The organism is Ferrovibrio sp. GW821-FHT12F09 (genome assembly GCF_058806775.1).
The window spans coordinates 1,052,484-1,072,514 of record NZ_JBXAPZ010000002.1 but is presented as its reverse complement, the minus strand read 5'-3'; the positions used below and the strand labels follow the sequence as shown (position 1 = coordinate 1,072,514).

Annotated in this window: 19 protein-coding genes; 12 read left to right on the top strand and 7 right to left on the bottom strand. The window is 63.8% G+C overall.

Going from position 1 to position 20,031, the window contains the following annotated elements; all coding sequences use genetic code 11:
* Positions 1 to 74 precede the first annotated feature (74 nt).
* The 9 genes from AC1ROB_RS18255 (at position 75) to AC1ROB_RS18215 (ending at position 9,478) form a co-directional block, all read left to right on the top strand.
* Entirely contained in the window at positions 75 to 782 is a 708-nt protein-coding gene (locus tag AC1ROB_RS18255; protein ID WP_492969687.1) for a GntR family transcriptional regulator, read from the top strand.
* 15 nt (positions 783 to 797) lie between these two features.
* Positions 798 to 1,697: a DMT family transporter gene (locus tag AC1ROB_RS18250; protein WP_492969688.1), complete on the top strand. Its 900-nt coding sequence runs from the start codon at positions 798 to 800 to the stop codon at positions 1,695 to 1,697.
* A gap of 28 nt (positions 1,698 to 1,725) precedes the next feature.
* Complete coding sequence (locus AC1ROB_RS18245) at positions 1,726 to 3,504, top strand: IlvD/Edd family dehydratase (RefSeq protein WP_492969689.1); 1,779 nt, start codon at positions 1,726 to 1,728, stop codon at positions 3,502 to 3,504.
* A 219-nt stretch (positions 3,505 to 3,723) separates the two neighbouring features.
* Positions 3,724 to 5,094 (top strand): ABC transporter substrate-binding protein, encoded by a 1,371-nt coding sequence (locus AC1ROB_RS18240; protein ID WP_492969690.1) that lies wholly within the window; start codon positions 3,724 to 3,726, stop codon positions 5,092 to 5,094.
* A 101-nt stretch (positions 5,095 to 5,195) separates the two neighbouring features.
* Positions 5,196 to 5,993, top strand: coding sequence for a carbohydrate ABC transporter permease (locus AC1ROB_RS18235; RefSeq protein ID WP_492969691.1), 798 nt, complete (start codon positions 5,196 to 5,198; stop codon positions 5,991 to 5,993).
* On the top strand, positions 5,990 to 6,832 hold the full coding sequence (locus tag AC1ROB_RS18230) for a carbohydrate ABC transporter permease (protein WP_492969692.1): 843 nt from the start codon (positions 5,990 to 5,992) through the stop codon (positions 6,830 to 6,832). Before AC1ROB_RS18235 ends, AC1ROB_RS18230 begins: the two co-directional genes overlap by 4 nt.
* 40 nt (positions 6,833 to 6,872) lie before the next feature.
* On the top strand, positions 6,873 to 7,946 hold the full coding sequence (locus AC1ROB_RS18225; RefSeq protein ID WP_492969693.1) for an ABC transporter ATP-binding protein: 1,074 nt from the start codon (positions 6,873 to 6,875) through the stop codon (positions 7,944 to 7,946).
* A gap of 6 nt (positions 7,947 to 7,952) precedes the next feature.
* Positions 7,953 to 8,849 (top strand): 2-dehydro-3-deoxygalactonokinase, encoded by an 897-nt coding sequence (locus tag AC1ROB_RS18220; protein WP_492969694.1) that lies wholly within the window; start codon positions 7,953 to 7,955, stop codon positions 8,847 to 8,849.
* Positions 8,846 to 9,478: a 2-dehydro-3-deoxy-6-phosphogalactonate aldolase gene (locus tag AC1ROB_RS18215; RefSeq protein ID WP_492969695.1), complete on the top strand. Its 633-nt coding sequence runs from the start codon at positions 8,846 to 8,848 to the stop codon at positions 9,476 to 9,478. Before AC1ROB_RS18220 ends, AC1ROB_RS18215 begins: the two co-directional genes overlap by 4 nt.
* Here the strand turns inward: AC1ROB_RS18215 and AC1ROB_RS18210 are convergent.
* Positions 9,475 to 10,536: a patatin-like phospholipase family protein gene (locus tag AC1ROB_RS18210; protein ID WP_492969696.1), complete on the bottom strand. Its 1,062-nt coding sequence runs from the start codon at positions 10,534 to 10,536 to the stop codon at positions 9,475 to 9,477. The genes AC1ROB_RS18215 and AC1ROB_RS18210 overlap by 4 nt on opposite strands.
* A 34-nt stretch (positions 10,537 to 10,570) precedes the next feature.
* Here AC1ROB_RS18210 and AC1ROB_RS18205 point away from each other — a divergent pair, with 34 nt between their 5' ends.
* The gene (locus tag AC1ROB_RS18205) at positions 10,571 to 11,476 is read left to right on the top strand and encodes a methyltransferase domain-containing protein (protein WP_492969697.1); all 906 of its coding nucleotides are present in this window, start codon (positions 10,571 to 10,573) and stop codon (positions 11,474 to 11,476) included.
* On the opposite strand, the gene AC1ROB_RS18200 is transcribed toward AC1ROB_RS18205, so the two are convergent.
* Positions 11,477 to 12,085: a TetR/AcrR family transcriptional regulator gene (locus tag AC1ROB_RS18200; RefSeq protein WP_492969699.1), complete on the bottom strand. Its 609-nt coding sequence runs from the start codon at positions 12,083 to 12,085 to the stop codon at positions 11,477 to 11,479.
* Between the two features lie 74 nt (positions 12,086 to 12,159).
* Here AC1ROB_RS18200 and AC1ROB_RS18195 point away from each other — a divergent pair, with 74 nt between their 5' ends.
* Complete coding sequence (locus AC1ROB_RS18195; protein WP_492969700.1) at positions 12,160 to 12,594, top strand: VOC family protein; 435 nt, start codon at positions 12,160 to 12,162, stop codon at positions 12,592 to 12,594.
* Here AC1ROB_RS18195 and AC1ROB_RS18190 read toward each other — a convergent pair.
* The 5 genes from AC1ROB_RS18190 to AC1ROB_RS18170 all read right to left on the bottom strand — a co-directional run bounded on the left by AC1ROB_RS18190 (position 12,591) and on the right by AC1ROB_RS18170 (position 18,851).
* On the bottom strand, positions 12,591 to 13,055 hold the full coding sequence (locus AC1ROB_RS18190; RefSeq protein WP_492969701.1) for a (deoxy)nucleoside triphosphate pyrophosphohydrolase: 465 nt from the start codon (positions 13,053 to 13,055) through the stop codon (positions 12,591 to 12,593). The genes AC1ROB_RS18195 and AC1ROB_RS18190 overlap by 4 nt on opposite strands.
* Positions 13,036 to 14,271, bottom strand: coding sequence for a bifunctional glutamate N-acetyltransferase/amino-acid acetyltransferase ArgJ (argJ, locus tag AC1ROB_RS18185; protein WP_492969702.1), 1,236 nt, complete (start codon positions 14,269 to 14,271; stop codon positions 13,036 to 13,038). The genes AC1ROB_RS18190 and argJ overlap by 20 nt, the downstream gene beginning before the upstream one ends.
* Positions 14,272 to 14,292: 21 nt before the next feature.
* Entirely contained in the window at positions 14,293 to 15,177 is an 885-nt protein-coding gene (locus AC1ROB_RS18180) for a peptidylprolyl isomerase (RefSeq protein ID WP_492969703.1), read from the bottom strand.
* A gap of 77 nt (positions 15,178 to 15,254) precedes the next feature.
* Positions 15,255 to 17,732 carry a patatin-like protein gene (locus tag AC1ROB_RS18175; RefSeq protein ID WP_492969704.1) on the bottom strand — a complete coding sequence of 826 codons (2,478 nt, stop codon included), beginning with the start codon at positions 17,730 to 17,732 and terminating at the stop codon, positions 15,255 to 15,257.
* A 78-nt stretch (positions 17,733 to 17,810) separates the two neighbouring features.
* A complete protein-coding gene (locus AC1ROB_RS18170; RefSeq protein ID WP_492969705.1) occupies positions 17,811 to 18,851 on the bottom strand; it encodes an alpha/beta hydrolase in 1,041 nt (346 codons plus the stop codon).
* Here AC1ROB_RS18170 and ribA point away from each other — a divergent pair.
* Positions 18,850 to 19,962, top strand: coding sequence for a GTP cyclohydrolase II (ribA, locus tag AC1ROB_RS18165; RefSeq protein ID WP_492969707.1), 1,113 nt, complete (start codon positions 18,850 to 18,852; stop codon positions 19,960 to 19,962). The two genes, AC1ROB_RS18170 and ribA, sit on opposite strands and share 2 nt — an antisense overlap.
* Positions 19,963 to 20,031: the final 69 nt, after the last annotated feature.

The window sequence follows — 20,031 nt, the reverse complement described above, 5'->3', positions numbered from 1 at the left end:
ACATATCAGATATTAACTTGAGGCGGTCCAGTGGCGCTGCTACGGTGCGATCTGGCAGGAAACAAGGTCTCGTCATGGCAAAAACCACCGCCGCCCGCACCACGCGGCTTGAGCGTCCGAAATCCCTCACCGAACTGGTCAAGGATCACGTCCGTTCGCGGATCACCAATGGCGAATTAATGATGGGCGAGGCGCTGTCGGAAAACGTGCTGGCGGCACAGCTGGGCATTTCCAAGACACCGGTTCGCGAGGCGCTGCTGCAGCTCAAGCTGGAAGGTCTGGTGGATATCCAGCCGCAGCGTGGCAGTTTTGTATTCTCGCTGGCGCCGGAAGAGGCGGCCGAGATGTGCCAGTATCGCGTGATCTTGGAATCGGCGGCTCTGCGCGATGCCCTGGCCAACGATGAGCCCGGGCTGGTCGAGGCGCTGGAGCAGAATGTGCGCCGCATGGCCAAGGCGGTGCAGGATGGCGACATGCCGGCCTATCGCCGGCTGGATACGGAATACCATCTGCATATCCTGGCCCGGGCCAACAACCGCTTCCTGACCCAGGCGCATCAGCAGCTTGAGATGAAAATCCAGGCGTTGCGCGCCCGCGTTACCTCGAAAGAACGCACGGTGGGGGATTCGCTTGCCGAGCATCAGAATATTGTCAAGCTGCTGCGCGCCAAGGAACGCACCAAGGCGCTGAACCTGCTGGGTGTTCATATCCGGGCGGCCTCGCGCGACTACCAGATCATCCTGCAGGAGCAGGCGCGCGGCCGGGAGCGCAAGAGCGGCTGATCATGCGGGTGTATCATGGCTGAGCGCAGCCTGGGCGGAACTGCCGCAGGCATCGAGGCGGCCGGGCACTGGCGCGGCATCGCCTTCATGCTGCTGGGCACGGCGCTCTTCACCTTTAACGATGCTCTGGGCAAATGGATGATCGCCAGCGTGGCGGTCGGCCAGCTGCTGTTCATCCGGTCTGCGGCGGCGCTGGTCGTGCTGCTGCCGATGATTCACAAGGCCGGCTGGCGCGAGACCTTCGTGCTGGCGCAGCCGGGCCGTCAGGTGCTGCGGTTGCTGCTGATCGTGGCCGAGGTGGCCTGTTTCTACATGTCCGTCCGCTATCTGCCTCTGGCGGACGTGATGTCGGTTTACCAGGCCACGCCGCTGATCGTGACCGTTCTTGCCATCCCGTTGCTGGGGGAGACGGTCGGCTGGCGTCGCGGCCTGGCAGTCGGATTCGGGTTCATCGGCGTGCTGCTGGTGCTGCAGCCGGAAGGCGGCGTGTTCACCGCGCCGGCCCTGATCGCACTCGCCGGTTCTACAGCCTATGCGCTGATGATGGTCGTCACCCGGCAGCTTCGTGCCACCGGCGCGCTGTCGATGATCGTCTATCACACGCTTGCGGTCGGGGCCGCCGGCCTGCTGACCCTGCCCTGGGGCTGGGAAGCGATCGACCTGCAGGGTATCGCCTATCTGGTGCTGATCGGCGTGGTGGCGACGGCTGCGCATGCCTGCATCAACCAGGGCCTGCGGCTGACGCCGGCTGCCGTGGTGGTGCCCTACACCTACACCTCTCTGCTCTGGGCGATCCTGCTCGGCTGGATTTTCTTCGCCGACCTGCCCACGCCGCTGATGTTGCTGGGCGCCGCTATTATCGTCGCCAGCGGACTGTTCGTTCTGCATCGCGAGAGGCAGATCAAGAAGACGTAAAGTACGATTTGGTTCGAGGGAGCCCGACATGACCGAGAAGAAACGCCTGCGCAGCCGCGAATGGTTCGACAATCCCCATGATCCGGGCATGACCGCCCTGTATCTGGAGCGGTACCTGAATTTCGGCCTGACGCTGGCCGAGCTGCGTGGCGGCAAGCCGATCATCGGCATCGCCCAGTCAGGCAGCGACCTGTCGCCCTGCAATCGCCACCATATCGAGCTGGCCAAGCGTGTGCGCGAAGGCATCCGCGATGCCGGCGGCATTCCGTTCGAATTCCCGACCCATCCGATCCAGGAAACCGGCAAGCGGCCCACGGCGGCGCTGGACCGCAACCTGCTGTATCTGACGCTGGCCGAGCTGCTGTATTCCTATCCGATCGACGGCGTGGTGCTGACCACCGGCTGCGACAAGACCACGCCGGGCATGCTGATGGCGGCGGCCACCGTGGATATTCCGGCCATTGTGCTCTCGGGCGGTCCGATGCTGGATGGCTGGTACAAGGGCCAGCGTGCCGGCTCTGGCACCGTCGTCTGGTTCGCGCGCCAGGAGCTGGCGGCCGGCCGCATCAACTACGACCAGTTCCTCGAGATGGTGGCGTCCTCGGCGCCCAGCCCGGGCCACTGCAATACCATGGGCACGGCGCTGTCGATGAACAGCATGGCCGAGGCGCTGGGCATGTCGCTGCCCGGCTGCGCCTCGATCCCGGCGCCCTATCGCGAGCGCGCACAGATGGCCTACGAGACCGGCCGCCGCGCCGTCGAGATCGTGCATGAGGATCTCAAGCCCTCGCAGATCATGACCCGCAAGGCCTTCGAGAATGCCATCGTGGCGGCCAGTGCGCTTGGCGCCTCCACCAACTGCCCGCCGCATCTGAACGCGATCGCCCGCCATATGGGTGTCGAACTGGATGTGACGGACTGGGACAAGGTCGGCTACGACATTCCCCTGCTGGTCAACCTGATGCCGGCCGGTGAGCATCTGGGCGAAGGCTTCCATCATGCCGGCGGTGTGCCGGTGGTGATGCGCGAGCTGCTGGAAGCCGGCAAGCTGCATGCCGATGCCCTGACCGTGAATGGCAAGAGCATGGGCGAGAATGTGAAGGCAGCGGTCTGTGAAGACCGCAATGTGATCTGGCCCTATGCCAAACCGATGCTACCGGAAGCCGGTTTCGCCGTGCTTTCGGGAAGCCTGTTCGAGTCCGCCGTGATGAAGACCTCGGTGGTCTCGGCGGAATTCCGCAAGAAGTATCTGGAACGGCCCGGCGATCCGAATGCGTTCGAGGGCACCGCTATCGTCTTCGAAGGACCGGAGGATTATCACGCGCGGATCAACGATCCGGCCCTGCCCATCGATGAAAACAGCATTCTGGTGATTCGCAATACCGGTCCGATCGGCTATCCCGGCGCGGCCGAAGTGGTCAACATGCTGCCGCCCGACCGTCTGGTCAAACAGGGGATCAACCTGCTGCCCTGCATCGGGGACGGTCGCCAGAGCGGGACTTCGGGCAGTCCGTCGATTCTCAATGCATCGCCGGAAGCGGCCATTGGCGGTGGCCTCGCCCTGCTGCAGACCGGTGACAAAATCCGCATCGACCTGAACAAGCGCAGTGCCGACATCATGATTTCCAAAGACGAGCTGGACCGCCGGCGCAAGGCCTGGGTGCCGCCCAAACTCGTCAACCAGACGCCGTGGCAGGAGTTGCAGCGTAAGTATGTCGGCCAGTTGTCCACAGGCGGCTGCCTGGACTTTGCCACCGACTACCAGAAGATCGCCGAAACCTTCGGCGTGCCGCGGCATAACCATTGAGCCGCCGTTTGCAGCCCGGACACAGCTTCGCCACAGGTTGAACGTGTCCGGGCGGGATACCAGCCGAAAGCCGCGTGCGGATTTCGCACGAATGACACTTGGCAGGGCCGGGAGGGCTGGCTAAACTGATATATGAGATGCAACGTCGGCTAGCCGATGTTGCATTGAAAGGCATAGCAGAACCCACAACGGGTCTGTGGTTCAGGGAGGACCGAGAAGATGCGTAAAGCATTAGGATTGATTCTGGCGACGACTGCTCTGGCCGGCATGGCGTCCTTCGCGACGCCTGCTGCGGCCCAGCAGCAGCTGACGGTTTGGTTTACCAAGGGTTTTTACGAAGCCGAAGACAAAGCGCTGTTCGCCTTCATCGAGCGTTTCGAAAAGAAGCATAATGCCAAGGTGCAGCTCAGCCTGTTCAGCACCGAGGACATGATCACCAAGACGGTCAGCGCCGTCGAAGCCGGCTCGCCGCCGGATGTGGGCTTCGGCACCACCTACGATTTCCGCACCACTGGCAAGTGGGCGAATGACAACAAGATCGAAGATCTGACCGACATCATCACGCCGATCAAGGACAAGTTCCTGCCCGGTACGCTGGAGACGGTGTGGCTGAACAATGCCACCACCAAGAAGCGCGCCTATTACGCCATGCCGGTGCAGCAGCAGACCATTCATACCTTCTACTGGAAGGACATGATCGAGGATGCCGGCTTCAAGGTTACAGACATCCCGACCGACTGGAAGGGCTACTGGGGCTTCTGGTGCGACAAGGTGCAGCCGGCCCTGCGTGCCAAGGGCAAGCGCGTTTACGGCATCGGCCATCCCAGCTCGATCGCCGCCAGCGACACCTTCTACAGCTTCCTGACCTTCGTGAACGCCTATGACGCGTCGCCGGTCGACAAGGACGGCAACCTGACGGTCGATAACCCGAAGGTGAAGCAGGGCCTGGTCAATGCGCTGAAGGATTACGCCGACGTCAACCTCAAGGGTTGCACGCCGCCGTCCTCGGTGACCTGGACCGATACCGACAACAACGTCAACTTCCACAACAAGACGACCGTGATGACGCATAACGCGACCATCTCGATCCCGTCGTCGCACCTGGACAATGCCAACAAGGGCGATGCCCAGGCGAAGATCAACTACGAGACGCTGATCCAGACCGCCGGCTGGCCGAAAAAGCCCGATGGCGGCACGCTGCCGAACCTCGCCGCGGTGAAGACCGCCGTGGTGTTCGCCGATGCCAAGCAGAAGGCGCTGGGCAAGCAGTTCCTCGCCATGCTGCTGGAAGACGAGAACCTCAATCCCTTCGTCGAAGGCGCGCTGGGCCGCTGGTTCACCGTGACCAAGGCGGGTGCGGAGCGTCCGTTCTGGACCGATGGCAAAGACCCGCACCGCAAGCAGGTCTACCAGCAGTTCATCAAGGAAGGCACGATCCCCTTCCAGTTCGTCTATGACTATCACTTCACCACGATCAACGCTGAGAATGTCTGGGGCCGTGCCATTGCGCGCGTCGCTGGCGACAAGATCAGCCCGGAACAGGCGGTCGATGAAATGATCGCCCGTATCAAGGTCCTGGTTAAGAGCTGACGCGTAACGGGAGGGCCGCGACGATGGTATCAATCGCGCAAGACGTCGCGCCCTCCCACCGCTCTGGCCGTTTATCGGCTGAGGCTACCTGGGGGATCATCATGCTGATCCCCTACATCGCCATTTTCCTGACCTTCGTGCTGTTCCCGGTCGGATACGGGATTTATCTTGGCACGGACGCGCGGGCCTATAACCGGATCTTCGACGACCCGATTTTCCTACGCACGCTCGCCAACACCGTGATTTTCCTCGGGCTGGCAGTGAATATCAAACTGATGCTGGCTCTGCTGCTGTCCGGATTCTTCGTGCACGAGCGCCGCTGGATTCGCTGGATCAGCTTCATCTTCATCCTGCCCTGGGCGATCCCATCCATTCCCACCATCCTGTCCTTCCGCTGGATGCTGAATGCGGAGTGGGGCATGATCAATTCACTGATCTTCCAGTTCACTCTCCAGGATGGACCGGGCTGGCTGCTCGACCGCACCTATGGTCTGGGCTCGATCATCACCATCCATATCTGGAAATACCTGCCGTTCTGGACCCTGATCCTGGTCGCCGCCCGGCTGACCATCTCGAAAGATCTCTATGAATCGGCCGATGTGGATGGCGCCAGTGGCCTGCAGAAATTCCTCTACATCACCTTCCCCGGCGTGCGGAACATGTACATCACCTCCACGCTGCTTTCGACCATCTGGACGCTGGGCGATTTCAACTCGATCTACCTGCTGACCGGCGGCGGCCCGGCCGACTCCACCCAGGTTCTGGCCACGCTCGGTATCCGCTATGCTTTCGGCATGAGTGAAATCCGCTCCGGCGTCGCGACCGTGATCGTGGCATTGCCGTTCATGGTGCCGATTGTGGTTCTGATGGTGCGTCGCCTGCGCGGAGACAACCAATGAATATCCGCAAGGCTTTCGATGAGGCGCGGCTGATGCTGGTCGCGGTCCTGATCCTGATCTGGACCCTGATTCCGATTTACCACCTCTTCGTCATGTCGATCACGCCCCAGGCCGAGGCCTTTGCCGGGGCGGTCTGGCCGAAAGCGCCAACACTCGACAATTACAAGACCGTGCTGACTCAGGGGCATTACTTTCTCGGCCATTTCTGGACCCAGCTCTGGAATTCCGCGCTGGTTGCCGTCGCGGTCGCCGTTCTGACCCTGGCGGTTGGCACCTGTGCCAGTTTCGCCATCAGCCGCCTGAAGGTGCGTTTCGGTGAAACCGTGTCGAATATGGCGCTGCTCACTTATCTGATCCCGGCCGCCTTCCTGGCCATCCCGATGTATACGACCATGGGACAGTACGGTCTGCTCGGCAGTCGCTGGTCGCTGATCCTCACCATGGTCACCTTCGCCAGCCCTTACGCGATCTGGATGCTGCGGCAATATGCCGACAAGCTGCCCTATGAGCTGGACGAGGCGGCTCGTATCGATGGCGCCAGTCCGATCCAGATTTTCTGGCTGATCTACCTGCCGCTGATGATGCCTTCGATGGTGGCCATCGGTACTTACGCGCTGCTGCTGGCCTGGAACGAGTATCTCTATGCCTTCCTACTGCTGTCGGCGGAAACCGAGATCACGCTGTCGGTGGCGCTGGGACACTTCCTCAGCACCGACGACGCACCATGGAATCTGCTGATGGCGACCGGCATCATCTATGCGCTGCCGCCGGCCGCGGTTTATTACGCCTTCCGCCGCTACATGGTGGCGGGGCTCACTGCGGGGGCAGTGAAGTCCTGACGCGGAAGATAAAGACAAGAAGAGTAACAGGGAGTTAGACATGGCGAGTGTGAGTGTTGAGGCTGTGCGCAAGCGCTACGGCGCCCTGGAAGTCATCCACGGTATCGACATCAAGATTCCGGATGGCGAGTTCGTCGTTCTGGTCGGGCCTTCGGGCTGCGGCAAGTCGACGCTACTGCGCATGATTGCCGGGCTGGAAGAAATTACCGGCGGCCATATCCGCATCGGCGACAGGGTGGTCAACGACGTGGCGTCGAAAGACCGCGACATTGCCATGGTGTTTCAGAATTATGCGCTCTATCCGCATATGACAGTGCGCGAGAACATGGGCTTCTCGCTGAAGCTGCGGAAAGCCGAAAAGCCGATCATTGCCGAGCGGGTGGAGCGTGCGGCGCAGATTCTCAGCCTGGGGCAACTGCTGGATCGCTATCCCAAGCAGCTGTCGGGCGGCCAGCGGCAGCGCGTTGCTATGGGGCGCGCCATCGTCCGCAATCCGCAGGTCTTCCTGTTCGACGAACCGCTCAGCAACCTGGATGCCAAGCTGCGGGTGCAGATGCGCACCGAGATCAAGGCGCTGCATCAGCAGCTCCGGACGACGTCGATTTATGTCACCCACGATCAGATCGAAGCCATGACCATGGCCGACCGTATCGTGGTGATGCATGACGGCATCGTCGAGCAGGTCGGCACGCCGCTCGATCTTTACGACCGTCCGAATAACCTCTTTGTGGCCGGCTTTATCGGCTCGCCGGCGATCAATCTGATCCGGGGCACGCTGCGCCGCGATGGCGGCCGCAACTGGGTGGCGACCGAAGCGGGAATCGATCTGCCGCTGGATGGCGCGGCGGCGGGCCAGGATGGGCAGCCGGTGGTCTATGGCATCCGCCCCGAACATCTTTCGCCTTCCGATCACAGCGGCCTGCCGGTGACGATAGGCGTGGTCGAGCCCACGGGCGCCAACACCTTCGTCTATGCCGATCTGAGCGGTGCGCAGGTTTGCGGCGTTTTCAGCGAGCGGCGCAGCTTCAGCCCGGGCAGCACGGTGCATTTTGTGCCGCAGCAGGATCGGGTGCATCTCTTCGATGCCGGAACGGGCAAGCGCCTGGCGGCGTGATCGCCCGTGATCGCGGTCGACTGGGGCAGCAGCGGGTTCCGGGCCTACCGGCTTGGCCCTGACGGCAGCATTCTTGATATCCGCATGGCCGTGTCCGGCATCGCCAGTCTGACACCGACCGACTATGTCGCCGTGCTGCGCGATCAGATCGGCGATTGGCTGGATGCCGAGCCAGATGTACCGGTTCTGCTTTCCGGCATGGTCGGCAGCCGCCAGGGCTGGCGTGAAGCGCCTTACGCTGCCTGCCCGGCCAATCTGACTGATCTCGCTGCCAAGCTCTGCCAGGTCGAACTGGGGCACGGGCGTATGGCGCAGATCGTGCCCGGCCTGTCCTGTCGCACGCCCGCGGGCATTCCCGATGTGATGCGTGGCGAGGAGATGCAGATCTTCGGCCTGGATGATGCACAGGATGCCACCATCTGTTTGCCGGGCACCCATTCCAAGCATGTCCATGTGAAAGACGGTCGTATCGCCGGATTTGCCACGGCGATGACCGGGGAGATTTTCGCCCAGCTCAAAAGCCATGGCCTGATCGCCGCGATGCTGGCTCCTGAACAGACTGCGGACCCTGATACCGCGGCTGCGGCCTTTGCCGATGGCATCGCACGGTCGGGTCAGCCGGGCGGTTTGCTGCACCATCTTTTCGGTGTGCGCACACGGCGGCTGTTCAATGAAGTGTGCGCTGCAGCAGGTGCGGATTACCTGTCCGGCATCCTGATCGGCCACGAATTGCGCGGGACAGACTGGGTCGGTCGTGTGATGATTGTCGGAACCGGCGCTCTGGCGTCGCGTTACCGGAACGCCTTTGCCCTCCTTGGCATTGCAGCCGATATCGCGCCGGACCATGCGGCGGCCCGCGGTCTTTTCCGTCTGGGCCAGCTGCTGCAAGGGAGAATGCCATGATTGATTTCAATACCTGGCTGCGCAGCTGTCCCTTTATCGCCATCCTGCGTGGCGTCAAACCAGAAGAAGTGGTGGATATTGCCGCCGCATTGATCGAAACCGGCATCCGCATCATCGAAGTGCCGATGAATTCGCCCGAGCCGCTGACCAGCATCAAGGCGCTGGCCAAGCGCTATGGCGGCGAAGCGCTGATCGGCGCCGGCACCGTGGTCGATCCGGCCAATGTGAAGCGCATCTGCCAGGCCGGCGGCCAGCTGATCGTGGCGCCGCATGCCTGCGCGGATGTGGTGCACAAGGCCAAGGTGCTCGACATGGTGGCGGTGCCTGGCTTCGCCACGCCGACCGAAGCCTTCGCCATGATCCATGCCGGCGCCGATGCGCTGAAGCTGTTTCCGGCCGAGGCCTTTTCGCCGGCGGTGGTGAAAAGCCTGCGCGCCGTGCTGCCGCCCACCATGCCGATCCTGCCGGTCGGTGGCATCAATGCCGATAACATGGATGCCTGGTTCGAAGCGGGCGCGGCCGGTTTCGGCTTGGGCAGTTCGATTTATAAGCCCGGCTTTACGCCGCAGAAGGTGGCCAAGCGTGCCCGTGCCGTGATGCGCGTTCTGCAGCCGGCGAAGGCCGCCTAGAGGAACCTGGCGGTAATATCGGTGCTGGAGGCTTTGCCGACGACATCGAAATGCTTGCGCAGGAAGGTGCCGCCCTGCCGACGGCCCAGCGTGAACAGGCTTTGCAGGAAATCCCAGTCGACATTGTATTTGCTGGTGGCGCCGTAACGCGCCAGCTGTTCCTCGGCATCCACAGTGTGGATCAGCATGCGTTTGAGGCGGCCGCCATCATCGAACCCTGAGTCGAGCAGCTTGCTGACGAAGGCGATGGCGCGCATTTCGCGCACCAGACTGGAATTGAAGCTGAGGGTGTTGGCGCGATCGAGGATGGTCTGCGGCGTTTTCGGCACCTCGGGAATGCGCATCGGGTTGATCTGGACGATCAGAACATCCCGGCAATCGCAGTTGTAGATGATGGGATAGATCGGTGGATTGCCCATGAAACCGCCATCCCAGTAATAACTGCGGCCGATCTTCACGGCCTGGAACAGTTGCGGCAGACAGGCTGAGGCTAGCAGGGCGTCGAGGCTGAGTTCCTGATTCTGAAAAACCTTGATCTTGCCTTCCAGCACATCGGTGGCGCAGACGAACAGCTTGACCGCCGTGCAGTCCTGCAGCGCCTTGCAGTCTATGGTTGCTTCCAGAATATCGCGCAGTGGATTCTTGTTGTTCGGATTGCTCTGGTAGGGCGAGGCGAGCTTGGTGCTCAGCTCCATGAGCTGATAGCTGGGTGAATAATCGATGCCGCCGAATTTGAACCAGTGGTCGAGCAGGGTCGGACGGAATGGCGACAGGGCGGCGGCATCGGCGACCTGCCGCCAGAAGTCATGCAGGCTCTGGCGTGCCGCTTCCGGTCCGCCTTTCGCCAGTCCATGCGCCATCACGGCCGCATTCATGGCGCCGGCCGAAGTGCCGCTGATGCCCTCGAAGTCGAAGCAGTCTTCTTCAAGCAGTCGATCCAGGACACCCCAGGTGAAGGCGCCATGGGTGCCGCCGCCCTGAAGCGCCAGGTTCAGAGGCTTGCGCTTTACGGTCCGACGCGCTGCCGGTTTCTTGGCAATTTTTTCCGGTGCCGCCATGGCGAGGTCGTCATGCCCGTGTCAAAATGCAGCGATGTCCGACACTATGCAGGTCTTCGATCGCAGCGCCAAGCGGCGTCAGCGCCAGCGGGTGGCCCGCAAGGGCGGGGATTACGATTTCCTGCGTGCTGCCGTGGCTGATCGCCTGCTCGATCGCCTGGATGATATCCGCCGCAGCTTTCCGCTGGCCCTTGTTCAGGGCTGCGATGCGGCCTGGCTAGAAGCGCGCCTGCAGGGACGCGGTGGCATCGAAACGCTGGTTGGCATGGATGCGGTCGCCGGCCAGGAAGCGCACCGGGGCCTGCATGTTGTCGGCGATGAGGAATTCCTGCCGTTCGCCGCGCAGAAATTCGACCTCGTGATCGCGCTGCTCAACCTGCACTGGATCAACGATCTGCCGGGGGCGCTGATCCAGATTCGCCGCGTGCTGAAACCCGATGGCCTTTTCCTTGGCGCCATGCTGGGGGGCTCGACTCTCACCGAGTTGCGGCAATCCTGGCTGGCGGCGGAATCCGAGCTGGAAGGGGGCGTCAGTCCGCGTGTTTCGCCGATGGCGGAAACACTGGATGCCGCTGCCCTGCTGCAGCGCGCCGGCTTTGCCCTGCCAGTCGCCGACAGCGAAGTGATCCCCGTGACATACGGCAATGCCTTTCGTCTGATGCAGGACCTGCGCGGCATGGGCGAGACCAATGCCGCACTCGGCCGGCGCAAGGCCTTCACGCGCCGGGCCACCCTGCTGCGCATGGCAGAACTGTACCAGCAGACTTATGCGGATACCGAAGGCCGCATTCCGGCCAGCTTCGAGATGATCGCGCTGACCGGCTGGTCGCCTCATGACAGCCAGCAGAAGCCGTTGCGGCCGGGGCAGGCGACCACGTGCCTGTCGGATGCGCTCGGCACTGTGGCGCATCCGGTCGGCGGACCGCCCAAAGGCTACTGATCAACCATCAGGCGTGAAAATTAGCTCCAGGATGCGCTTCAGAACCGCATCGGCAGCCCTGCGGGCGGCGGCTTCATCCTTGGCTTCGGCCAGCCAGAGCGCGGCCTCGTTCATCGCACCGCTCAGCAGATAGGTGAGGGCTTCCGGCGGCAGCCGCTGACCGCGGGGCAGATCAGCCAGCGCCGCCTCAATGCCCTGCCGCAGCGAGCCCATGCCATGGCGGGCATCGATCTCGCGCCATTTCTGCCAGCCGATCACCGACGGGGCGTCGATCAGGTAGATCTGCCGTGCGCCGGGTTCGAGGCAGGCATCCATGAAGGCATGGCTGCCCTTCACCAGCGCCTCGAGCGGGGATTTCGCCCTGGCAGCGGCGCGTTCGATTTCGACCAGAACCTCCTGCGCCACCTGCTCGACTACCGCGGCAAACAGCGCCTGCTTGTCGGCGAAGTGATAGTACAGCGCGCCACGCGTGACATTGGCCTGCGCCACCACCTCTTCGGTGCCGGTGGCGGCATAGCCCTTCTCGGCAAATAGCGCGCGCGCGGTGGTCAGCAGGGCTGCCCGGGTCGCCGCGTGTTTTTCAGCCTTGCTCCGACGTTTTTCTTGCATACATACAGCCTGTATGTTTATACTCACCCCAACCGGTCACGTCAACCCTCATTGCCATAACCCGGAGTGTTCCCATGAAACTCACCAGCTATTATCCCGTGATCTGCACGGCCAAGCTCGCCCAGACCCGCGCGTTCTATGAAACCCATTTCGGCTTCGCGCCGGCCTTTGAAAGCGACTGGTATGTGCATCTCACCAGCCAGACCGATTCGCGCGTCCATCTTGCCATACTGGACCATACTCATCCGACCATTCCGGAAGGCTATCGCAAACCGGCGCAGGGCCTGCTGCTCAATTTCGAGGTCGAGGATGTGGATGCCGAATATGAACGCGCCCGGGTGGATGGCCTGGATATCCGCCTGACGCTGCGCGATGAAGCCTTCGGCCAGCGGCATTTCATCGTGGCCGACCCGAACGGGGTGCTGGTGGATGTGATCCGGCCGATTCCGCCATCGGCTGAATTCGCTGCCCAGTATGCGCCCGATGTGCTGGACCGGATTTCCGGCTAGTCGAGCAGGTCGCGCAGCATGGCGACCAGTGGCAGGTCGGCCGGCGGCATCTCCAGGTCGCGCATCTTGATCGGGCGCAGCCATTTCATGGCCTGGCCCTCGCGCGGCTGCGGCTGGCCGGCCCAGCGCCGGCAGACATAAAGCGGCATCAGCAGGTGGAAGTCGTCATAGGCATGACTGGCGAAGGCGAACGGCGCCAGGCAGGCGGCGCTGATATCCAGATGCAGCTCTTCGTGCAATTCGCGCACCAGGGCTGCTTCCGGCGTCTCGTTCTTTTCCACCTTGCCGCCAGGAAACTCCCACATGCCGGCCAGTTTCTTGCCGGGCGGGCGCTGGGTCAGCAGAACGCGGCCGTCCTGATCGACCAGGGCGGCCGCGACGACCAGAACCACCGGCTTGGGTGCCAGCAACGCCGCAGCGTCGCCGGGGCAGAGCGGGTCGTCAGCTGCGATAGTCGGCATTGATGTCGATGTAGCCGTGCGTCAGATCACAGGTCCAGACGCGCGCCGCACCCTTGCCAACGGCAACGTCGACATCGATCCGCACATCCTGGCTCTTGAAATGCTTGGTCGCCGCCGCGTCGTCGTGATCGGGGCGCACCATGCCGTTCTTGGTCACGGCCTTGCCACCGATCTTGATCACCAGCTTGTCGCGGTTGGCCGGCTCGGCCGACTTGCCCACCGCCATGATGATGCGGCCCCAGTTGGCGTCGGCGCCGGCAATCGCCGTCTTCACCAGCGGCGAATTGGCAATCGCCCGTGCCATGATGCGGGCGGAGGCATCGCTCTTGGCGCCGGTGACGTTGATGGTCACCAGCTTCTGCGCGCCTTCGCCATCGCGCGCGATCAGCTGCGCCAGCTCGCCCATCACATCGGTGAGCGCACGGCGGAAATCAGCCAGCCGCTTGTCGGAGGCCTTGGCATGCGGCGCGTTGCCGGCCTTGCCGGTGGCGAACAGCAGCACGGTATCCGAGGTCGAGGTATCGCCATCGACAGTGAGGCAGTTGAAGCTCTGGTTGTTGGCCCCCTTGAGCAGGGCCTGCAATGTCTCGGCTGGCAGCTTGGCGTCGGTGACCAGGAAGGCCAGCATGGTCGCCATATCGGGTGCGATCATCCCTGAGCCCTTACAGAAGCCATTGATGGTCACCGTCTTGCCATCGATCTTGCAGGTGGCGGTGGCCAGCTTGGGGAAGGTGTCGGTGGTCATGATCGCCCGGGCGGCGGCCATCCAGCCATCGGCTTTCAACCCGCTTTTCAGCTTCGGCATCTGCGCCACGATCTTGTCGGCCGGCAGGATCTGGCCAATCACGCCGGTGGAGGCGAGATAAACTTCCGTCGCTTTGCAGCCGACAGCCTTGGCGGCACCGTCAGCCGTGGCTTTCACGGCCTGGGCGCCAGCCTTGCCGGTGAAGACATTGGCGATGCCGGCATTGACCACGAGGGCGCGGGCTGCGCCGTTGGGCAGCACCTTGCGGCACCACTCCACCGGAGCGCCCGGCATCGAGGAGCGCGTGAACAGGCCGGCGGCCTGGGTGCCGGGGGCGAATTCGATCAGCAGCAGATCATCACGCCCCTTGTAGCGCATGCCCGAGAGGGCGGTGGCAAGCTGTGCGCCGGCAATCGCGGGCAGGCTGGGTTGCTTCTGCGGTGCCAGCGGGGAAACCGGATGCGCGGCCATCGATATCGTCCTTACGTCGTCTTACGGTTTTTTCTTCGGTTCGGCCGGAGCGATCGTCGGCAGCTTGCTACCCGGCGGGACCCAGTCATACTGCTCGATCTTGGCGGTCTTGCGCAGCTCGGCCACCATCTTCTCGACAACCTCGCCGGCCATCATCTCCTGGACCTGCGCGCGCACATCCTCGAATTTCGGCGGGTCGGATTTGCGGCGCGCCTCCACCTTGATGATGTGCCAGCCGAACTGGGTCTTGACCGGCGTCTCGGTCACCTGGCCGGGCTGCAGCTTGAAGGCGGCTTCGGCGAATTCCGGCACCATCTTGTCCTTGGTGAAGAAACCAAGATCGCCGCCGCTGGCCGCAGTCGGACCGGTGGAGCGCTTCTTCGACACTTCGGTGAAATCGGCACCCTTTTTCACTTCGGCCAGCGCCGTCACGGCATCGGCTTCGGAGGCGGTCAGGATGTGACGGGCGTGAACTTCTTCCTGCGGCGGCTGCTGCTTGATGAGTTCGTCGTAGCGGGCGCGCAGCTTGGCATCGGTCACTTCAGCCTTCACCTTGCGGTCCAGATAGGCCTGCTGCAGCACCTGCTCGCGGGCCGACTGCAGCTGCGCCTTCACGGTCGGATCATCGCCCAGCTTAGCCTTCTCGGCGGCATCACCCAGCAGCTTACGCGCCGTCAGTTCATTGATGATGCCGGGCAGGATCTGCTCCAGCGGAATTTGGGCCATCTGCGGCGGCAGTTGGCTGTAGAAGTCGATCACGGCCGAACGCATGATCGGCTGGCCATTGACGCGCGCCACGACCGGATCGTCGGCAGTCTTCTTGGCGGCCGGCTGCGCCAGCACAACGGGGCTCAGCGCCAGCGTGGCGGCAGCGATGATGAGGGCAGAACGGATCGGACGGGTCACGGCGAAGCTCGCTTGATGTGAGGAGGCGGCCGAGCATAGCGTTTTTCCATGCCCGGACAAGACGCGGAACCCGCGTTTCAGGCGGCTTTTCCGGCGGCTATGGCATCCAGTTCATGGCGGAGATCCGCGACCAGCGTGCGACTGACCGCCAAGTTGGCGGCCTCGCGATCCAGCACCAGACGGAAGGCTTTCAGCTTGATATCGGTACGGTCGAAGGTTTCATCCTGATCGTGCCCCCTGCCGGCGTCGTAGACGATGTCGATCAGGCGGTCGACGGCATGCAGGCGGCCCCAGAGATAGTCATTCTCACGGTGCGCCCGGCTGAAGAAGCCGCCGAAACGGCCAAGGTTGACGCCCTTCAGCGTATTGCCCCGGCGGATCGCCACGGCATCCTCCGGGCTGATGCGGTCGATGCGGATTTCGTTGAACTCGCCCAGGTCGCGCCAGTTGGTGATGGTGAAGGTCAGGACATCCCAGAACGGGAAGCCGATATACCCGACCAGCAGATCGCGTCGTGCCGCCACGCTCCAGTCTTCCGGTGCCAGCTCGGCCAGCAGGGCATCCAGCTGGTCGGTGCGGCGGTTCAGGTCGATATCCGCGGCCATCGCATCGACGATCGCATCGATGGACGAAAGATTCTGCTGCGCGAATTCCAAGGCGCGTTCGTCGATCCTTTCCGCCTGCTGGCGGTCGATGCGGCGAAACAGCAGGGTCTTGATGCGCTCTGTGGTGTCGGCGCTCAGGCAGGCGGCGGTATCGAAATGACGCAACGTGCCCTGCGCTTCGTAGAGCGCGCGTTTCATCTGGTCGAGCTGATCGGTCTTCAGGCCGCGATGTTCGGGCTCGTCCAGCTTGCCGTAAAGCTGGTTGAGGCGCTGGATCAGGAAGCTGACACGGCGCTGGCGGAAGGCGACATCGAAGCGCAGCAGGAACCGCACCCAGCCGGGCAGGGTGTCGATGGAGGCACCGGGCCGGGCTTTGGCGAAATGCGAGACGGTGTGGCAGACTTCGCGGTCTTCGGCCCAGTGCAGCAGAACCTGGCGCGCCCACAGCGCCTCGGCCGAGCGTTCGCCGTAGCCGCAGACGGCGCAGACCAGCGTTGTCACGAAATCCAGCACCGACCCGAGCTTGAGCCGCACATAGCCTTCATAGGCAAAGCCGGCCTCGCGTACGGCGCGTTCGCTGGCCTGCATGCGCCACAGCCGTACTTCCATTTCGCTTAAGGGCGCATCCAGATGCTGCGGCGCGCTTTCTTCCACCAGCCGGGCGATCTGCGGCTGGGTGGCATCGATGACGCCGCGCAGATGCCGGACCTGCTCGTTGAACTGGCTCACCCAGATCAACTCGTCGGCAATCGGTTCGTTACGCGGAATGTCGCTCAGGGCGCCTTTCAAAACGCGAAAGAATCCGGGCACGCGCCCGGTCGGCGGCGGAGCGGGACGCAGTGGCTGGGGATCGATGTAAACCAGGCGGCGGTCGACTTCGCGATAGGCCGGGCGACCGCGGATCGCCTTCATGGCGGCGGCAAAGGGTTTGTTGGCCAGCACGCCGCCATCGACGAAGGAGGTCAGCTCCGGATCCAGCCCGGCTTTCAGGTAATCCTGGAAATTGGCGGCCACGAAAGCCGGCTTGGTTTCCCATTTGCGGTTCTGCTGCGCCAGCAGGCGGTCGACTTCGGCCAGCTGTGCCGGTGGAAAGGCGCCGGGGAAAGCCGAGGTGGCGCGGCCGGCAAAGGCCAGCGCCGGTGCGTTGCTGCTGGTGAAGTCGGACTGCTCCTCGCCGCTGGCCCAGCGGCGGTAGCCGAAATGCAGCACATGGCGGTGTTCGCGATCCTGCACATAGGGCGGGTCGTGGATCGGAATATGCTGCAGGAAGCCGTAGAAGTCGGTCATGGTCACCGACAGGTCGAGCGCCAGCTGCGCCGGCATCAGCGATTCGCCGGGTTTGGCCGGATCGCCCATCGCCTCCAGACCTGCGAGCAGCTGCCGCAGCAGATGCTGGTCGTCGAACGGCGGCTGGAACCAGCGCGACCGTGTGAACAGCGAGATTTTCTCGCGGACCTCGCCATCGCCAAGCAGCAACCGGCCAAAGCGCGAGCGGGCCGCCAGCCACAGCAACGGCCGCATGTAGGCCTTGCTGAACCGGCTGGCACGTTTGCTCGGATCGAGCAGGCGCGAGACATCGGCCTCGTGGAGCCAGAGATTGCGGAAATGGTCGATGCGCAGATCATGCGCGAGCGCGCGGCCAAGGATGATGCCGTTGATGGCGCCGGCCGATGCGCCGGAGATCACGTCGACGACGACGCGAAGATCGACCTGCTTGCCGATTTCCTGCAGCAGTTCGAAATAGGCATGCTCGCTGTCGTATTCAGTGTCGCTGGGATGCACATGGTCGGCGAAGCGTGCCGTTTCACGGGCCGGACCCTTGGGCAGGGCGTGATAGGCGCGCGATGCCCGCACGAGCTTGAGGATTTCCTTGGTGACGCCGTGCATGTAGATGGCCAGCGAGACACCGCCGAAGCACACCAATGCGAAGCGCAGTTCTTTTTCCTGCAAGCACAGCTCCCGTCCGGGCGAATCATCCTGTGCGATTCGCTCCTTACGCGTGGAGTCTGGCCTGTGTGGCGGGCCGGCTCAAGCGGCAGCTTCGGTCAGACTGGCGGCGACCGCGCGCAGGCAGGCATCGGCCTCCGGCATCAGGCCGGCGAAATTCGGCCAGGCATGCGGCAGGCCATGCCAGACCGTCAGTTGCACCGCCGTGCCGGCCGTCCGGGCCCGTTCGGCCAGATGCAGGGAATCATCGCGCAGCAATTCGGAATCGCTGACATGCAGGATCATCGGCGGCAGACCGGCGAGATCGCCATGCAGGGGGGAGAGACCGGACTGGACGGGATCGGCACCGCCGGCATAAAGCCCGGCGGCAAAGCGCAGCTGTGCGGCCGTGAACCAGGCGCAACGCCCGGCATTGTCCTGCAGGGCCGGCGCGGTGCAGGTGAGGTCGGTCCAGGGCGAGAAGAGTGCCGCCCTGGCGGGTAATGGCAGGCCCTGCCGCCGGCAGGTCTGCATCAGGGCGAGCGCCAGACCGCCGCCAGCGGAGTCGCCAGCCAGCCAGAGCCGGTCGGCACGCAGGCCGAGGCCGAGCAGCCAGCGCCAGGCGGCTTCCGCATCCTGGAGCGCGGCAGGATAGGGATGCTCCGGTGCCAGGCGGTAGTCGGGCACAAAGACGCTGACCTGCAGCAGCAGGGCCAGCCGGGCGGTGATGGCCCGATGGGTGGCAGGGCTGCCGGCGATATAGCCGCCGCCATGCAGATACAGCAGCGCCCGGCCGCGTCGGGGCTGGCGTGGATGCAGCCATTCCCCCGGCACCGGGCCACGGACGCGTTCGGCCCGCACGTCAGGCGGCAGGCGGCTGCGGGTGAAGGCTCCCATCAGGGTGCGGATCAGCGGCAGATCGGCCGGGGTAACCTGACGCGGCTTGACCAGACGTCGCAGGAACCGCGCGATCAGGCGTGCCTGCAGGCTGGGCATGCGCGGGAGCGGGGCGGGCTGTTTCGGCGGCATCTTCTCCCTGGGGTAACCGGCGTCACGGTCGGGCCGTTTCGGCCGCCAGGACAGCCCCGGCAGGCTCCGGTGCCTTGCCGGGCTGCGTCCAGAGTCGTACATCGGATCGGTCATGACCACGCTTTCCCATTCTGCCGCCGCCATTGCCGTCGACCGCGCCGGCCATGAACTGCGTCGCGGCCGCCCGGTTCTCCTGACCATGGCGGATGGTGCAGGCGTGCTGGTGCTGGCTGCCGAGACCCTGACCGAGGCCATGCTGGATGCCGTGCTGCCGCTCAGCGGGGAAGCGGCGCTGGTTCTGCCGGCGTCGCGTGCTGCCGTGCTGCATATCGGCCCGACCGGGCATGACATGATTCTGTTACCGCTGCATGACCTGCCGGTGGATGCGGTCGGCCGTGCCGCCCTGGTCCGCGATCTGGCCGATGCCAGTCGCGACCTCGCCGCACCGCTGCGTGGACCGTTCACCCGCATCAAGGCCGCCCCTCCGCCCTCGGCGGCCCTGGCGGTCAAGCTGGCCAAGACGGCCTATCTGCTGCCGGCCGCGCTGCATCTGACGGTGGCGGCCAATGCCACGCTGCCGGCCGATATCCTGACCGTGCCCGGCGAGGCCGTGGGGGTTTATGACCTTGCTGCCGCCGAGACGCTTGCCCCGGTCAGCCGGGCGCGCCTACCGGTCATCGATGCGGAAGATGCGCAGCTTTATGCGTTCCGCCCGGCCGATGGTCGTCAGGAGCATTTTGCCCTGGTGATCGGCGCCCCCGACCCGACCGGGCCGGTGCTGGCGCGCCTGCATTCGGAATGTTTCACCGGCGATCTGCTGGGGTCTTTACGCTGCGACTGCGGCGAGCAGCTGCGTGGTGCGGTGCGCACCATTGCCGAGGCCGGCGGGGGCATCCTGCTCTATCTGGCCCAGGAGGGCCGCGGTATCGGCCTGGTCAACAAGCTGCGCGCCTATCAGCTCCAGGATCAGGGTTTCGACACCGTTGATGCCAACCAGCGGCTGGGTTTCGATGCCGACGAGCGCTGGTTCCTGCCAGCGGCCCGGATGCTGCAGCGACTGGGCTACAACAGCGTGCGGCTGCTGACCAACAACCCGGAAAAAGTGAAGGGGCTGGAAGCCTGCGGCATCGCCGTGGCCGAGCGCGTGCCGCATAAATTCCCCTCCAATGCCCATAACGAGGCCTATCTCGCGGCCAAGCGCAAACGGTCCGGCCACTATCTCTGACGGCCCGGCAGGAATTGCCGGGGCCGGGCACTGGTCCGGCTAACATATTGATCTGTAAGGGCCTGAATA

Excerpts from the sequence above, each read along its gene's own strand:
- AC1ROB_RS18195 (WP_492969700.1), top strand. The coding sequence starts at position 12,160 with ATGAAACTCACCAGCTATTATCCCGTGATCTGCACGGCCAAGCTCGCC.
- AC1ROB_RS18240 (WP_492969690.1), top strand. The coding sequence starts at position 3,724 with ATGCGTAAAGCATTAGGATTGATTCTGGCGACGACTGCTCTGGCCGGC.
- AC1ROB_RS18235 (WP_492969691.1), top strand. The coding sequence starts at position 5,196 with ATGCTGATCCCCTACATCGCCATTTTCCTGACCTTCGTGCTGTTCCCG.
- AC1ROB_RS18230 (WP_492969692.1), top strand. The coding sequence starts at position 5,990 with ATGAATATCCGCAAGGCTTTCGATGAGGCGCGGCTGATGCTGGTCGCG.
- AC1ROB_RS18210 (WP_492969696.1), bottom strand. The coding sequence starts at position 10,536 with ATGGCGGCACCGGAAAAAATTGCCAAGAAACCGGCAGCGCGTCGGACC.
- AC1ROB_RS18245 (WP_492969689.1), top strand. The coding sequence starts at position 1,726 with ATGACCGAGAAGAAACGCCTGCGCAGCCGCGAATGGTTCGACAATCCC.
- AC1ROB_RS18190 (WP_492969701.1), bottom strand. The coding sequence starts at position 13,055 with ATGCCGACTATCGCAGCTGACGACCCGCTCTGCCCCGGCGACGCTGCG.
- ribA (WP_492969707.1), top strand. The coding sequence starts at position 18,850 with ATGACCACGCTTTCCCATTCTGCCGCCGCCATTGCCGTCGACCGCGCC.
- AC1ROB_RS18215 (WP_492969695.1), top strand. The coding sequence starts at position 8,846 with ATGATTGATTTCAATACCTGGCTGCGCAGCTGTCCCTTTATCGCCATC.
- AC1ROB_RS18170 (WP_492969705.1), bottom strand. The coding sequence starts at position 18,851 with ATGACCGATCCGATGTACGACTCTGGACGCAGCCCGGCAAGGCACCGG.
- AC1ROB_RS18205 (WP_492969697.1), top strand. The coding sequence starts at position 10,571 with ATGTCCGACACTATGCAGGTCTTCGATCGCAGCGCCAAGCGGCGTCAG.
- AC1ROB_RS18250 (WP_492969688.1), top strand. The coding sequence starts at position 798 with ATGGCTGAGCGCAGCCTGGGCGGAACTGCCGCAGGCATCGAGGCGGCC.
- argJ (WP_492969702.1), bottom strand. The coding sequence starts at position 14,271 with ATGGCCGCGCATCCGGTTTCCCCGCTGGCACCGCAGAAGCAACCCAGC.
- AC1ROB_RS18225 (WP_492969693.1), top strand. The coding sequence starts at position 6,873 with ATGGCGAGTGTGAGTGTTGAGGCTGTGCGCAAGCGCTACGGCGCCCTG.
- AC1ROB_RS18255 (WP_492969687.1), top strand. The coding sequence starts at position 75 with ATGGCAAAAACCACCGCCGCCCGCACCACGCGGCTTGAGCGTCCGAAA.
- AC1ROB_RS18200 (WP_492969699.1), bottom strand. The coding sequence starts at position 12,085 with ATGCAAGAAAAACGTCGGAGCAAGGCTGAAAAACACGCGGCGACCCGG.